Here is a 12,952-nt window from a genome sequence, read left to right as displayed (position 1 = left end):
GGAGCCGACATGATCGGATTGAACACCGCAGGTATCTACATCATTCAAACCGTCGGCAGCCTGTACCTGCTGATCGTGCTGTTGCGCTTCGTGCTGCAACTGGTACGCGCCGACTTCTACAACCCGCTGAGCCAGTTCGCGGTGCGCGCCACCCAGCCGCTGCTCAAGCCTATCCGCCGCGTCGTGCCCAGCCTGTTCGGCCTGGACATGTCGTCGCTGCTGCTGGCCATCATCATTCAGCTGGTGGTGATGGCGCTGACGCTGCTGCTGGCCTACGGCACCACCGGCAACCCGGTGCAGCTGCTGATCTGGTCGATCATCGGCGTCACCGCGCTGTTCCTGAAGATATTCTTCTACGCACTGATCATCAGCGTGATCCTCTCGTGGGTAGCGCCAGGCAGCCACAACCCGGGCGCCGAACTGGTGAACCAGATCTGCGAACCGGCCCTGGCGCCGTTCCGCCGCATCCTGCCCAACCTGGGCGGCCTGGATATCTCGCCGATCCTGGCGTTCATGGTGCTCAAGCTGCTGGACATGCTGGTGATCAACAACCTCGCCGCCATGACCATGATGCCAAGCATCCTGCGCATGCTGATCTAGCCCTTCTGAAGCCATAGGCTGAGGATTGTGGGAGCTGGCTTGCCAGCGAGCTTGTAAGGCGCTGAAAAGCTCGCTGGCAAGCCAGCTCCCACAAGGTCAACAACCCCCGCAATTCCATTGCTTGCCGCTAGCCCCCCCGCTCTTTAGACTTACGCCTCATTTATGCGAGAGCAGGGTCGATGTCCACTGTCTTCCCCAAAGATTCCGTCGGTTTAGTCACACCGCAAGTTGCCCACTTCAGCGACCCCCTGGCCCTTGCCTGCGGCCGCGCGCTGAACGCCTACGACCTCATTTACGAAACCTACGGCCAGCTCAACGCTGCCGCCAGCAACGCCATCCTCATCTGCCATGCGCTGTCGGGGCACCACCATGCCGCCGGTTTCCATTCGGCCGATGACCGCAAGCCTGGCTGGTGGGACAGCTGCATCGGCCCCGGCAAGCCCATCGACACCAACAAGTTCTTCGTGGTGAGCCTCAACAACCTGGGCGGCTGCAACGGTTCCACCGGCCCCAGCAGCATCAACCCGGACACCGGCAAGCCGTTCGGCGCCGATTTCCCGGTGCTCACCGTGGAAGACTGGGTGCACAGCCAGGCGCGCCTGGCCGACTACCTGGGCATCCAGCAGTGGGCCGCCGTGGTCGGTGGCAGCCTGGGCGGCATGCAGGCCCAGCAGTGGACCATTACCTACCCCGACCGGGTGCGCCACTGCGTGGCCATCGCCTCGGCGCCCAAGCTCTCGGCGCAGAACATCGCCTTCAACGAAGTGGCGCGCCAGGCCATCCTCACCGACCCCGAGTTCCACGGCGGTTCGTTCCAGGAAGCGGGCGTAATCCCCAAGCGTGGGCTGATGCTGGCGCGCATGGTGGGCCACATTACCTACCTGTCGGACGACTCCATGGGCGAGAAATTCGGCCGTGGCCTGAAAAGCGAGAAGCTCAACTACGACTTCCACAGCGTGGAATTCCAGGTGGAAAGCTACCTGCGCTACCAGGGCGAAGAGTTCTCCGGGCGTTTCGACGCCAACACCTACCTGCTGATGACCAAGGCGCTGGACTACTTCGACCCGGCTGCCCAGCATGGCGACGACCTGGCCGAGACCTTCAAGCATGCCACGGCCGACTTCTGCGTGATGTCCTTCACCACCGACTGGCGCTTCTCCCCGGCCCGCTCGCGGGAAATCGTCGACGCGCTGATGGCCGCGCGCAAGAACGTCTGCTACCTGGAGATCGATGCCCCGCAAGGCCATGACGCCTTCCTGATCCCGATCCCCCGTTACCTGGCGGCCTTCACCAGCTACATGAACCGAATTGCGATCTGAGGAAGCCATGAGAGCCGATCTTGAAATTATCCAGGACTGGATTCCGGCCGGCAGCCGCGTGCTCGACCTCGGTTGCGGCGACGGTGAACTGCTGGCCTGGCTGCGCGACAACAAGCAGGTGACCGGCTACGGCCTGGAAATCGACGCCGCCAACATCAACGAGTGCGTGCGCAAGGGCATCAACGTCATCGAGCAGGACCTGGACAAGGGCCTGGGCAACTTCGCCAGCAACAGCTTCGACGTGGTGGTCATGACCCAGGCCCTGCAGGCCGTGGAATACCCTGACCGCATCCTCGACGAGATGCTGCGCGTGGGCCGCCAGTGCATCATCACCTTCCCCAACTTCGGCCACTGGCGCTGCCGCTGGTACCTGGCCCGCAACGGCCGTATGCCGGTGTCGGAGTTCCTGCCATACACCTGGTACAACACGCCGAACATTCACTTCTGCACCTTCAAGGACTTCGAAGAGCTGTGCCGCGAGCGCAGCGCCCAGGTCCTTGACCGTCTGGCGGTAGACCACCTGCACAGGCATGGCTGGGCAAGCAAACTGTGGCCTAATCTATTGGGTGAAATCGGCATCTACCGGGTCAACAGCCCGGGCCTGCAGGAGCATCGCCTGGCGGTGTGACCTGCCCACCCACGGAGATCGATCATGCGCAAGCTCGCCCTGCTCCTGCTGACCTGCTGCCTCGCCCTGCCGGCTTTCGCCGCAGACACGGCCAAGCAAAACCGCCAGGAACAGTTCGGCGAGCTGACCGTGCATTACAATGCGATCACTTCCAGCATCCTCCAGCCCGGCATCGCCAAGGCTGCGGGGCTGCTGCGCGGGAAAAACCTGGGCGTGCTCAACGTGGCGCTGGAAAAGGCCGGCAAGTCCTTCCCCGCCGCCATCAGCGGCACCGTCAGCGGCCCTGGCGGCAAGAAGGAAAACCTGACCTTCACCCAGGTGACCGAACAAGGCGCCGTTTCCTACGTGACACAGTTCCAGATCCCGCAGGACGCGACCTACACCTTTGACCTGAGCGTCAAGGCGGCCGGTGACGAACACCGCCTCACCTTCGACCAAGAACTCTTTCCGGGCGACTCATGAACTTCACGCAACTCGTGCTGGCCAGCCACAACGCCGGCAAACTCAAGGAACTCCAGGCCATGCTGGGCGGCAGCGTGCAGCTGCGCTCGGTGGGCGAATTCAGCCAGGTAGAGCCGGAAGAAACCGGCCTGTCGTTCGTCGAGAACGCCATCCTCAAGGCCCGCAATGCTTCGCGCCTGTCCGGCCTGCCGGCCCTGGCCGACGATTCGGGCCTGGCGGTGGACTTCCTCGGCGGTGCCCCGGGCATCTACTCGGCGCGCTACGCCGACGGCCAGGGCGACGCCGCCAACAACGCCAAGCTGCTGGCCGCCCTGAAGGACGTGCCGGACGCCGAGCGCGGCGCGCAGTTCGTCTGCGTGCTGGCCCTGGTACGCCACGCCGACGACCCGCTGCCCATCCTGTGCGAAGGCCTGTGGCACGGGCGCATCCTGCACGCCGCCAGCGGTGAGCACGGCTTTGGCTACGACCCGCTGTTCTGGGTGCCCGAGCGCGACTGTTCCAGCGCCGAGCTGAGCCCGGTGGAGAAAAACCAGCTGAGCCACCGCGCCCGCGCCATGGCCATCCTGCGCCAACGCCTGGGCCTTGCATGACCACCACCACGCTGTTTGCCGGTGAGGATGGTTTTTCCTCGGTAGCACCGCGGGCGCCATTGCCCGTGCTGCCGCCCCTGGCCCTGTACATCCATATTCCGTGGTGCGTGCGCAAATGCCCGTACTGCGACTTCAACTCCCACGCCGCCAGCCCCGAGCTGCCGGAAGACGAGTACGTGGACGCGCTGCTGGCCGACCTCGAAAACGACCTGTCGGCCGTCTACGGGCGCCCGCTGAGCTCGATCTTCTTCGGCGGCGGCACGCCCAGCCTGTTCAGCGCCAAGGCGCTGGGGCGGCTGCTGCAGGGCGTTGAGCAACGCATCCCTTTCGCCCCCGACATCGAGATCACCCTGGAAGCCAACCCGGGTACCTTCGAGCAGGAAAAATTCAGCGCCTACCGCAAGCTCGGCATCAACCGCCTGTCCATCGGCATCCAGAGTTTCCAGGCAGCCAAGCTTGAAGCCCTGGGCCGCATTCACAACGGCAGCGAGGCCATCCGCGCCGCTGACATGGCGCGCCAGGCCGGCTTCGACAACTTCAACCTGGACCTGATGCACGGCCTGCCCGACCAGTCGCTGGACGAAGCGTTGGACGACCTGCGCCAGGCCATCGCGCTGAAGCCCACGCATTTGTCCTGGTACCAGCTGACCCTGGAACCCAACACGGTGTTCTGGAACCAGCCGCCGGTGCTGCCCGAGGACGATACGCTATGGGACATCCAGGAAGCCGGCCAGGCGCTGCTGGCCGAGCATGGCTACAGCCAGTACGAAGTGTCGGCCTACGCCCAGCCGGGCAAGGCGGCGCGGCACAACCTGAACTACTGGAGCTTCGGTGATTTCATCGGCATCGGCGCCGGTGCCCACGGCAAGCTCAGCCACCCGGACGGGCGCATTGTGCGCACCTGGAAAACCCGGCTGCCGAAGGATTACCTCAACCCGGCCAAGCCGTTCCAGGCCGGCGAGAAGCTGCTGGCGCTTGACGAATTGCCGTTCGAATTCCTGATGAACGCCCTGCGCCTGACCGCTGGCGTGGACGCGCACCTGTACCCGCAACGCACCGGCCTGACCCTGGAAAGCCTGGGCGAAGGGCGCCGCCAGGCCGAACAAAAAGGCCTTTTGCAGGTCGAACCGTCGCGCCTGGTTGCCACACCCCAAGGCCAGCTGTTCCTCAACGACCTGCTGCAGTACTTCTTGACCTAAGGATTGACCATGGAATTAGTGTTGAACCTGCTGGCTACGGCGTCCCGCTGGAGCCGTGGCAACCTTTCGGAAATCGCCCTGGCGCTGGTGGGTTGCCTGCTGGTGCTGTTCGGTGCGGATATCAAGGCCTGGCTGGACGCCCGCCTGGGTAGCATTGCCGGCGCATTGCGCGTACCGGTGATGGCGCTGGTGTGCTGCATCGGCAGCGGTGCGGCATTGATCTATGCCACGCCGTGGGTGGTGAAGGGGTTGAGCCAGTTCAATAACTACAGCCTGGCGCCGGTGCTGTTGGTGGTGCTGGTGCTGATTGGCGTGGTTGCCGACCGCAAGTGACCGGGCGGGCGGCTGCGCGGCCACGGCCCGCCCATCCTGCGAGCGGGTACACCTGTAGGAGCGGGCCGTGCCCGCGAAGGGTTCAACCCAATCTCGGATCAATCAACCTTTTCGAACTTCAAGTCCCACACACCATGGCCCAGGCGCTCGCCGCGGCGCTCGAACTTGGTGATCGGCCGCTCGGCCGGGCGTGGCACGCACTTGCCGTCTTCGGCCTGGTTGCGATACCCCGGCGCCACGTTCATCACTTCCAGCATGTACTCGGCATAGGGTTCCCAGTCGGTGGCCATGTGCAGCACACCGCCCACTTTCAGCTTGCTGCGTACCAGCTCGGCGAATGCCGGCTGCACGATGCGACGCTTGTGGTGGCGGCTCTTGTGCCACGGGTCCGGGAAGAACAGCATCAGGCGGTCGAGGCTGTTGTCGGCGATGCAGCGCTTGAGCACTTCAATCGCATCGGTGTCGTACACACGCAGGTTGGTCAGGCCCTGGGTCAGCACGCCGTTGAGCAGCGCACCCACGCCCGGGCGGTGCACTTCAATACCGATGAAGTCGTGCTCTGGCGCAGCCGCAGCCATTTCCAGCAGCGAGTGGCCCATGCCGAAGCCGATTTCCACGGTGCGCGGGGCACTGCGGCCAAACACCTGGTCGTAGTCCACCGGCGCGTCGGCCAAAGGCAGCACGAACAGTGGCGCACCCTGGTCCAGGCCGCGCTGCTGGCCTTCGGTCATGCGCCCGGCGCGCATCACGAAGCTCTTGATGGCGCGGTGTTGGCGCTGCTCGCCCTCACCCTGCACGTCGTCGTTTTCAGGGATCGGGGTATCTTGCGGTTCAGTCATGGTGGCTCTTACTTGATCAGACCATCCAGCGGCGAAGATGCGCTGGCATAGAGTTTTTTCGGCATGCGGCCGGCCAGATAGGCCATGCGCCCGGCGACGATGGCGTGCTTCATGGCACCGGCCATCATGATCGGGTCCTGGGCGTGGGCGATGGCCGAGTTCATCAGTACGGCCTCGCAGCCCAGTTCCATGGCAATGGTGGCATCGGAGGCGGTACCCACGCCGGCATCGACCAGTACCGGCACCTTGGCTTCTTCCAGGATGATCTGCAGGTTGTACGGGTTGCAGATGCCCAGGCCGGTACCAATCAGGCCTGCCAGCGGCATCACGGCGATGCAGCCGATCTCGGCCAGCTGGCGGGCGATGATCGGGTCATCGCTGGTGTACACCATCACGTCGAAACCGTCCTTGACCAGCACTTCGGCGGCCTTGATGGTTTCGATGACGTTGGGGAACAGGGTTTTCTGGTCGGCCAGCACTTCCAGCTTCACCAGGTTGTGGCCGTCCAGCAGCTCACGGGCCAGGCGGCAGGTGCGCACGGCTTCAACCGCGTCGTAGCAACCGGCGGTGTTGGGCAGAATGGTGTAGCGGTCCGGCGGCAGCACGTCCAGCAGGTTCGGCTCGCCAGGGTTCTGGCCGATGTTGGTGCGGCGCACCGCCACGGTGACGATCTCGGCCCCCGAGGCTTCGATGGCCAGGCGGGTTTCTTCCAGGTCGCGGTACTTGCCGGTGCCTACCAGCAGACGCGATTCGAAGGTGCGGCCAGCCAGGATGAAGGGCTTGTCGGTACGCGGATTGCTCATCGTCGTTCCTCTCGGGGGTTGAAGGGGCGGTGGAAGGCGGCGGCAGTCAGCCGCCACCGATGGCGTGCACCACTTCCACCTGGTCGCCTTCGCGCAGGGCAGTGGCTTCGTGCTGGCTGCGCGGCACGATATCCAGGTTCAGTTCCACCGCGACCCGGCGGCCAGTCAATTCCAGGCGGGTCAGCAGCGCCGCGACGGTTTCACCGTCGGGCAATTCAAAGGATTCACCGTTCAACTGAATGTGCATGCAGGCAGCAGCCATCATTTCAAAGGGGCTGGCATTCTAGCCCGTTCGCCGCTGGCGACCAACACAATCACGGCCCATTCGTCTCACGCCTTGCCCAGGTTCCAGGCAGCCATGCCCAGGCAGGCCCAGCCGGCCAGGAACGCCAGGCCGCCGAACGGGGTAATCACGCCGAACACGCGCACGCCGCTGAGGGTGAGCAAATACAGGCTGCCGGAGAACAGCACGATGCCGATGCAGAACATTACCCCGGCGGCATTTACCAGCCGGCTGGGCACCTGCACGCTGAGCACGGCCACGGCCAGCAGCGCCAGGGCGTGTACCAGCTGATAGTTGACCCCGGTATGGAACACCGCCAGGTAATCGCTGCTCAAACGATCCTTGAGGCCATGGGCGGCGAACGCGCCCAGGCCTACCCCGGTGAATCCGAAAAAGGCAGCCAGCATGAGAAATTGTCGCAGCATCCAGGAACTCCGGTTCGATGGCACAGGGTCTGTATAATGGCCCGCTCAATGCGCCCGGCCAAGTCATCCATGCTGAATTCCGTGTTCACCCTGCTGCGTAAAGTGGCGCTCTGGTTCGTCGTCGGCAGCGTCCTGCTGGTGGTGCTGTTTCGCTTCGTGCCGCCGCCTGGGACCATGCTGATGGTGGAACGCAAGGTCGAGTCCTGGACCGACGGCGAGCCCATCGACCTGCAGCGCAGCTGGCGGCCCTACGATGAAATCTCCGATTCGCTGAAAATCGCCGTCATCGCCGGCGAAGATCAGCGTTTCGCCCAGCACTGGGGCTTTGACTTCGACGCCATGCAGGCGGCGTTCCTGCACAACGAGCGCGGCGGCTCCATTCGCGGCGCCAGCACGCTCAGCCAGCAGGTGTCGAAGAACCTGTTCCTGTGGTCGGGCCGCAGCTACTTCCGCAAGGCCCTGGAGGCCTGGTTCACGGCTCTGATCGAAACGTTCTGGCCCAAGCAGCGCATCCTCGAGGTATACCTCAACAGCGTGGAATGGGACGACGGCGTATTCGGCGCCGAGGCTGCGGCGCGCCACCACTTCGGCGTCGGTGCCGGCAGCCTGTCGGCCCAGCAGGCCAGCCTGCTGGCCGCCGTACTACCCAACCCGCGCGTATGGAGCGCCAGCCACCCCAGCACCTACGTCGCCCGCCGCGCTGGCTGGATCCGCACGCAGATGGGGCAGTTGGGAGGCTCGGCCTACCTGACCGACCTCAACCATTCGCGCAGTGCGACGCCTTGGGCGATGTGACCGCGGACGCGGCCTTTGGCGGATGGCCGCCCCGCCGCTGCTACATCCTGTGGGAGCTGGCTTGCCAGCGAGCTTTGGGGCCAAAAAATGCTCGGTGCAACCCCAGCTCCCACAAGACAGTTGCTGCTACAAGACGCGATCTATAGCAGCGGCCGCCAGGCCGCGTCATCTTCACCCACAAAAAAGCCCCGGCACATGGCCGGGGCTTTTTTGTTCAGCGGGTGAATTAGGCTGCTATCGAGACCTTCAGCTTGTTCATCGCGCTCTTTTCGAGCTGGCGGATACGCTCCGCCGACACGTTGTACTTCTCGGCCAGCTCGTGCAGCGTGGCCTTTTCCTCGGCCAGCCAGCGCTGGTAGAGGATGTCACGGCTGCGGTCGTCCAGCACTTCCAGGGCTTCGTGCAGGTTGCTGTTGGAGTTGTCACTCCAGTCAGCATCCTCCAGTTGGCGCGCCGGGTCGTAGCGGTGGTCTTCCAGGTAGTTGGCCGGCGACTGGAAGGCGCTGTCGTCGTCCGCTTCCGCGGCCGGGTCGAAGGCCATGTCATGGCCGGTCAGGCGGCTTTCCATCTCGCGCACTTCACGCGGCTCCACGCCCAGGCTTTCGGCCACGCGGTGGACTTCCTCGTTGTTCAGCCACGCCAGGCGTTTCTTCTGGCTGCGCAGGTTGAAGAACAACTTGCGCTGGGCCTTGGTGGTAGCCACCTTGACGATGCGCCAGTTGCGCAGGATGAACTCGTGGATTTCCGCCTTGATCCAGTGCACGGCAAAGGACACCAGGCGTACGCCCATTTCCGGGTTGAACCGCTTCACGGCCTTCATCAGGCCGACGTTGCCTTCCTGGATAAGGTCGGCCTGTGCCAGGCCGTACCCCGAATAGCTGCGTGCGATGTGCACGACAAAACGCAGGTGGGCGAGCACCATCTGCCGAGCCGCCCCAAGATCCTGCTCATAGTAGAGACTCTCGGCCAGTTCACGCTCCTGCTCCGGCGTCAGCAACGGAATGCTGTTCACCGTGTGCACATAGGCTTCCAGGTTCTGACCCGGGACCAAGGCATACGCAGGTTGCAAAGAAGTGGTCATACGAAAAAACCTCCGACTCACGAATTTGTGCATTAAAGCACAGACGCATAGACCGGGAACCGCTAAACAAGTTCCCTAAAGTTAATTTCACCAAAGGTCAATGCTGGCACACGAATATTTCAAAAAATTACCGAGGAGCGAGCTCACGCAAATGGCGGGCTACCGCAATCCACGCACCGATATACCCCAACAACAAGGCACCAAGCAAGAGCGACAGGCCATCGGACGACGGAACACCGGCCAAGGCAAAATCACTGCCATACAGCCCGGAAAGCCCTACAACCGCGTCATTCAGCCAATCCAGCCCGAAAGCCAGCACGCCCCAGGCGAAAACACCGCCGCCCAAGCCATAAATCGCCCCCATGTAGAGAAACGGCCTACGCACATAGGCGTCGGTGCCGCCCACCAACTTGATGACCTCGATTTCCGTACGGCGGTTCTCGATGTGCAGACGAATGGTATTGCCCACCACCAGCAACAGCGCCGACACCAGCAGCACGGTCAGGCCGAAGACGAAGCGGTCACCCAGCTTGAGGATGGCCGCTAGGCGTTCCACCCACACCAGGTCGAGTTGCGCCTGCTGCACCTTGGGCAAGTCGGCCAACTGCGAACGCAGGGCCTCCAACGCGGCCTTGTCGATTTCCAGCGGGGTCACCACCACCACGCCCGGCAGCGGGTTGTCGGGCAGTTCCTTGAGCGCTTCGCCCAGGCCCGACTGCTGCTGGAACTCGGTGAGGGCCTTGTCCTTGCTGATAAACTCGGCATCGGCCACGCCATTCAGGCCCTTGATCTGGGTGACCAAAGCGTCGCCGTCACGGTTGCTGGCGCTCATGTCCAGGTACAGGGAGATCTGCGCTGCACGCTGCCACGAACCGCCCAGGCGCTCGACGTTCTTGAGCAGCAACGACAGGCCCATGGGCAGGCTGAGGGCCACGGCCATCACCAGGCAGGTGAAGAAACTGCCGATGGGCTGCTTGCCCAGGCGCTTGAGGCTGTCCTTGAGGCTGGCGCGGTGGCTTTCCACCCACGCCTTGAACAACGTGGCAAAGTCCGGGCCGTCGTCTTCCTGTTTCTTCTGTTGCTTCGACGGTGGCGGCTCGGCGGCCTTCGGGGCTACGCGGTCGGTGACCTTGGGGCTGCGGGTGGAAGTCATTCTGCTGCCTCCCCGTCACCGATCAGGCGGCCGCGCTGCAGGGTCAGCATGCGGTGGCGCATGCGCGCAATCAGCGCCAGGTCATGGCTGGCGATCAGCACGCTGGTGCCCAGCCGGTTGATGTCTTCGAATACACCCATGATCTCCGCTGCCAGCCGTGGGTCGAGGTTACCGGTGGGTTCGTCCGCCAGCAGCAGGGCCGGGCGGTGAACGATGGCCCGGGCGATGCCGACGCGCTGTTGCTGGCCGGTGGACAGGTCGCCGGGGTAGAGCTCGCCCTTGTCGGACAGCGACACGCGTTCGAGCGCCGAGTCCACGCGCTTGGCGATCTCGGGCTTGGACAGCCCGAGGATCTGCAGCGGCAGGGCAATGTTGTTGAACACCGTGCGGTCGAACAGCAACTGGTGGTTCTGGAACACCACGCCGATCTGGCGGCGCAGGAACGGGATCTGCGAGTTGCTGATCTGGCCCAGGTCCTGGCCGGCCAGCAGCAGCTTGCCGGAGGTGGGCCGTTCCATCGCCAGCAGCAGGCGCAACAGGGTACTTTTACCGGCACCGGAGTGCCCGGTTACAAACAGAAACTCGCCACGACGCACTCGAAAGCTCAGCTCATGCAAGCCGACGTGTCCGTTCGGATAGCGCTTACCGACCTGTTCGAAACGAATCATGAACGCTCCCGCTCGGCAAACAGTGCCTGGACAAAGGGTTCTGCTTCAAAGGTACGCAAATCGTCGATGCCTTCGCCCACGCCGATGTAGCGGATAGGCAGGCCGAACTGCTTGGCCAGGGCGAAGATCACGCCGCCCTTGGCAGTACCGTCGAGCTTGGTCAGGGCCAGGCCGGTCAGGGCAACCGTGTTGTTGAACTGCTTGGCCTGGTTGATGGCGTTCTGCCCTGTGCCGGCGTCCAGCACCAGCAGCACTTCGTGCGGCGCATCGGCGTCGAGCTTGCCGATCACCCGGCGAACCTTCTTCAGTTCTTCCATCAGGTTGTCTTTGGTGTGCAGGCGGCCGGCGGTGTCGGCGATCAGCACGTCGATGCCACGGGCCTTGGCAGCCTGTACGGCATCGAAGATCACCGAAGCCGAGTCGGCGCCGGTGTGCTGGGCGATGACCGGGATCTTGTTGCGCTCGCCCCACACCTGCAACTGCTCCACGGCAGCGGCACGGAAGGTGTCACCGGCGGCCAGCATGACTTTCTTGCCTTCCAGCTGCAGCTTCTTGGCCAGCTTGCCGATGGTGGTGGTCTTGCCGGCGCCGTTGACGCCCACCACCAGAATCACGAATGGCTTGTTCTGCGACTCGATCTTCAGCGGCTGTTCCACCGGGCGCAGCAGGTCGGTCAGCTCGCCCTGCAGCGACTTGTACAGCGCGTCGCTATCGGCCAGCTGCTTGCGCGCCACTTTCTGGGTCAGGCTCTGGACGATAACCGAGGTAGCCTCGACGCCGACGTCGGCGGTCAGCAGGCGGGTCTCGATCTCTTCCAGCAGGTCGTCGTCGATGACCTTCTTGCCCATGAACAGGCTGGCCATGCCCTCGCCCAGGCTGGCGCTGGTCTTGGCCAGGCCCTGCTTGAGGCGGGCGAAGAAGCCGACCTTGGCGGCTTCGGCCTGGGCGGCAGGCTCGGGAGCTGGCTCCGGGGCAGGCTCAGGCTGGGGTTCGACCGCAGCAACGGGGGCCGGGGCGGCAACCACGGGCTCCGGCGCAGGTGCAGGCGCTACCACCGGGGCGACGAAGGCGACCGGCTCAGGTTGCGGCTCAGGTTGCGGCGCTGGGGCAGGCTCAGGTTCAGGCGTTGGCGCAGGCGCAACCACCACCGGCTCAGGCACCGAAAGCACGACCACTGGCTCGGGCGCGACCACTACCGGCTCAGGCACAACCTCTGGCTCGACAACCGGCACAACCACCGGCGCTTCTGCGACCGGCGCAATAGGCGGCGGCGCGTGGGGTTCCAGGTCCGGGACCAGGGCCACCGGCTCTTCCGGCACCGGCAACTCCAGCACCACGGGTGCAGGCGCGGGCGCGGCCACCGGTTCAGGCTGCGCCACCACGGGCGGCACAGGTGCCAGTACGGGCTCCGGCGCTACCTCGACGATGGTCTCGGGGGCGACGGGTTCAGGGGTTTGGGGCTGCTCGACCGCTTCTTGCGCAGGCTTCTTGCGCAGCCAGCCGAACAGGCCTTTCTTTTCGGGGGACTTTTTGTCGTCGTTGGAACCAAACATGGAAGACGGCTATCTCAAGGTAGCGACGCGCCAGAGCGGCGCCTCAGGAAATTCTAATAACGCAGAACAGACTGTATTTTTCCCGGCTCGTTCATGCGCAACATTTTGTAGAGAGCCCGCAGGCCATTCTCTGCAACCAGGCATGGTCGCCAGGTAACCGGATCAGTATCCTAGCACCTCCTCGCCCGTGGACGCTAAGACCAAGCGGGCAGTCCGACAGG

At 64.0% G+C, this 12,952-nt stretch carries 16 protein-coding genes; 8 read left to right on the top strand and 8 right to left on the bottom strand.

Annotation, left to right across the window (positions count from 1 at the left end; genetic code table 11):
• The first annotated feature begins 9 nt into the window (after window positions 1–9).
• From AC0SZ7_RS02095 to AC0SZ7_RS02065, 7 genes are all read left to right on the top strand, one after another.
• Window positions 10–600, top strand: a complete 591-nt coding sequence (locus AC0SZ7_RS02095; RefSeq protein WP_475502765.1) for a YggT family protein — start codon at window positions 10–12, stop codon at window positions 598–600.
• Window positions 601–779: 179 nt separating this feature from the next.
• Window positions 780–1,919, top strand: coding sequence for a homoserine O-succinyltransferase MetX (gene metX, locus AC0SZ7_RS02090; protein ID WP_475502764.1), 1,140 nt, complete (start codon window positions 780–782; stop codon window positions 1,917–1,919).
• Between the two features lie 7 nt (window positions 1,920–1,926).
• The gene (gene metW, locus AC0SZ7_RS02085; RefSeq protein ID WP_475502763.1) at window positions 1,927–2,547 is read left to right on the top strand and encodes a methionine biosynthesis protein MetW; all 621 of its coding nucleotides are present in this window, start codon (window positions 1,927–1,929) and stop codon (window positions 2,545–2,547) included.
• A 24-nt stretch (window positions 2,548–2,571) separates the two neighbouring features.
• Entirely contained in the window at window positions 2,572–3,009 is a 438-nt protein-coding gene (locus AC0SZ7_RS02080) for a DUF4426 domain-containing protein (RefSeq protein WP_475502762.1), read from the top strand.
• Window positions 3,006–3,599, top strand: coding sequence for an RdgB/HAM1 family non-canonical purine NTP pyrophosphatase (rdgB, locus tag AC0SZ7_RS02075; protein ID WP_475502761.1), 594 nt, complete (start codon window positions 3,006–3,008; stop codon window positions 3,597–3,599). Before AC0SZ7_RS02080 ends, rdgB begins: the two co-directional genes overlap by 4 nt.
• Entirely contained in the window at window positions 3,596–4,798 is a 1,203-nt protein-coding gene (hemW, locus tag AC0SZ7_RS02070) for a radical SAM family heme chaperone HemW (protein ID WP_475502760.1), read from the top strand. Before rdgB ends, hemW begins: the two co-directional genes overlap by 4 nt.
• A gap of 9 nt (window positions 4,799–4,807) precedes the next feature.
• A complete protein-coding gene (locus AC0SZ7_RS02065; RefSeq protein WP_475502759.1) occupies window positions 4,808–5,131 on the top strand; it encodes a DUF3392 domain-containing protein in 324 nt (107 codons plus the stop codon).
• 98 nt (window positions 5,132–5,229) lie between these two features.
• Here the strand turns inward: AC0SZ7_RS02065 and trmB are convergent, their stop codons facing one another.
• The 4 genes from trmB to AC0SZ7_RS02045 form a co-directional block, all read right to left on the bottom strand.
• A complete protein-coding gene (gene trmB / locus AC0SZ7_RS02060) occupies window positions 5,230–5,877 on the bottom strand; it encodes a tRNA (guanosine(46)-N7)-methyltransferase TrmB (protein WP_475502976.1) in 648 nt (215 codons plus the stop codon).
• 101 nt (window positions 5,878–5,978) lie between these two features.
• Window positions 5,979–6,773 (bottom strand): thiazole synthase, encoded by a 795-nt coding sequence (locus AC0SZ7_RS02055; protein ID WP_027980163.1) that lies wholly within the window; start codon window positions 6,771–6,773, stop codon window positions 5,979–5,981.
• A gap of 46 nt (window positions 6,774–6,819) precedes the next feature.
• Window positions 6,820–7,020, bottom strand: a complete 201-nt coding sequence (gene thiS, locus AC0SZ7_RS02050) for a sulfur carrier protein ThiS (protein ID WP_416427360.1) — start codon at window positions 7,018–7,020, stop codon at window positions 6,820–6,822.
• An 83-nt stretch (window positions 7,021–7,103) separates the two neighbouring features.
• A complete protein-coding gene (locus AC0SZ7_RS02045; RefSeq protein ID WP_475502758.1) occupies window positions 7,104–7,481 on the bottom strand; it encodes a DUF423 domain-containing protein in 378 nt (125 codons plus the stop codon).
• A gap of 69 nt (window positions 7,482–7,550) precedes the next feature.
• On the opposite strand from AC0SZ7_RS02045, the gene mtgA reads away from it, so the two are divergent.
• Window positions 7,551–8,276 (top strand): monofunctional biosynthetic peptidoglycan transglycosylase, encoded by a 726-nt coding sequence (mtgA, locus tag AC0SZ7_RS02040; RefSeq protein ID WP_475502975.1) that lies wholly within the window; start codon window positions 7,551–7,553, stop codon window positions 8,274–8,276.
• A 226-nt stretch (window positions 8,277–8,502) separates the two neighbouring features.
• Here the strand turns inward: mtgA and rpoH are convergent, their stop codons facing one another.
• The 4 genes from rpoH to ftsY form a co-directional block, all read right to left on the bottom strand.
• The gene (gene rpoH, locus AC0SZ7_RS02035) at window positions 8,503–9,357 is read right to left on the bottom strand and encodes an RNA polymerase sigma factor RpoH (RefSeq protein WP_027980159.1); all 855 of its coding nucleotides are present in this window, start codon (window positions 9,355–9,357) and stop codon (window positions 8,503–8,505) included.
• A 127-nt stretch (window positions 9,358–9,484) separates the two neighbouring features.
• Window positions 9,485–10,510 carry a permease-like cell division protein FtsX gene (gene ftsX, locus AC0SZ7_RS02030; RefSeq protein ID WP_475502757.1) on the bottom strand — a complete coding sequence of 342 codons (1,026 nt, stop codon included), beginning with the start codon at window positions 10,508–10,510 and terminating at the stop codon, window positions 9,485–9,487.
• Window positions 10,507–11,178 (bottom strand): cell division ATP-binding protein FtsE, encoded by a 672-nt coding sequence (gene ftsE, locus AC0SZ7_RS02025; protein WP_416427363.1) that lies wholly within the window; start codon window positions 11,176–11,178, stop codon window positions 10,507–10,509. The genes ftsX and ftsE overlap by 4 nt, the downstream gene beginning before the upstream one ends.
• Window positions 11,175–12,731, bottom strand: a complete 1,557-nt coding sequence (gene ftsY, locus AC0SZ7_RS02020) for a signal recognition particle-docking protein FtsY (RefSeq protein WP_475502756.1) — start codon at window positions 12,729–12,731, stop codon at window positions 11,175–11,177. The genes ftsE and ftsY overlap by 4 nt, the downstream gene beginning before the upstream one ends.
• Window positions 12,732–12,952: the final 221 nt, after the last annotated feature.

The organism is Pseudomonas sp. JC1203 (assembly GCF_056175065.1).
The sequence above is the reverse complement of the archived record's forward strand: the minus strand, read 5'-3'. Positions and strand labels throughout refer to the sequence as shown.

What these genes read in the sequence shown, in the direction of transcription:
- thiS (WP_416427360.1), bottom strand. Translation starts at nt 7,020, where the DNA reads ATGCACATTCAGTTGAACGGTGAATCCTTTGAATTGCCCGACGGTGAA.
- metX (WP_475502764.1), top strand. Translation starts at nt 780, where the DNA reads ATGTCCACTGTCTTCCCCAAAGATTCCGTCGGTTTAGTCACACCGCAA.
- trmB (WP_475502976.1), bottom strand. Translation starts at nt 5,877, where the DNA reads ATGCGCGCCGGGCGCATGACCGAAGGCCAGCAGCGCGGCCTGGACCAG.
- ftsY (WP_475502756.1), bottom strand. Translation starts at nt 12,731, where the DNA reads ATGTTTGGTTCCAACGACGACAAAAAGTCCCCCGAAAAGAAAGGCCTG.
- rdgB (WP_475502761.1), top strand. Translation starts at nt 3,006, where the DNA reads ATGAACTTCACGCAACTCGTGCTGGCCAGCCACAACGCCGGCAAACTC.
- mtgA (WP_475502975.1), top strand. Translation starts at nt 7,551, where the DNA reads ATGCTGAATTCCGTGTTCACCCTGCTGCGTAAAGTGGCGCTCTGGTTC.
- ftsE (WP_416427363.1), bottom strand. Translation starts at nt 11,178, where the DNA reads ATGATTCGTTTCGAACAGGTCGGTAAGCGCTATCCGAACGGACACGTC.
- hemW (WP_475502760.1), top strand. Translation starts at nt 3,596, where the DNA reads ATGACCACCACCACGCTGTTTGCCGGTGAGGATGGTTTTTCCTCGGTA.
- rpoH (WP_027980159.1), bottom strand. Translation starts at nt 9,357, where the DNA reads ATGACCACTTCTTTGCAACCTGCGTATGCCTTGGTCCCGGGTCAGAAC.
- AC0SZ7_RS02080 (WP_475502762.1), top strand. Translation starts at nt 2,572, where the DNA reads ATGCGCAAGCTCGCCCTGCTCCTGCTGACCTGCTGCCTCGCCCTGCCG.
- metW (WP_475502763.1), top strand. Translation starts at nt 1,927, where the DNA reads ATGAGAGCCGATCTTGAAATTATCCAGGACTGGATTCCGGCCGGCAGC.
- AC0SZ7_RS02065 (WP_475502759.1), top strand. Translation starts at nt 4,808, where the DNA reads ATGGAATTAGTGTTGAACCTGCTGGCTACGGCGTCCCGCTGGAGCCGT.
- ftsX (WP_475502757.1), bottom strand. Translation starts at nt 10,510, where the DNA reads ATGACTTCCACCCGCAGCCCCAAGGTCACCGACCGCGTAGCCCCGAAG.
- AC0SZ7_RS02045 (WP_475502758.1), bottom strand. Translation starts at nt 7,481, where the DNA reads ATGCTGCGACAATTTCTCATGCTGGCTGCCTTTTTCGGATTCACCGGG.
- AC0SZ7_RS02055 (WP_027980163.1), bottom strand. Translation starts at nt 6,773, where the DNA reads ATGAGCAATCCGCGTACCGACAAGCCCTTCATCCTGGCTGGCCGCACC.
- AC0SZ7_RS02095 (WP_475502765.1), top strand. Translation starts at nt 10, where the DNA reads ATGATCGGATTGAACACCGCAGGTATCTACATCATTCAAACCGTCGGC.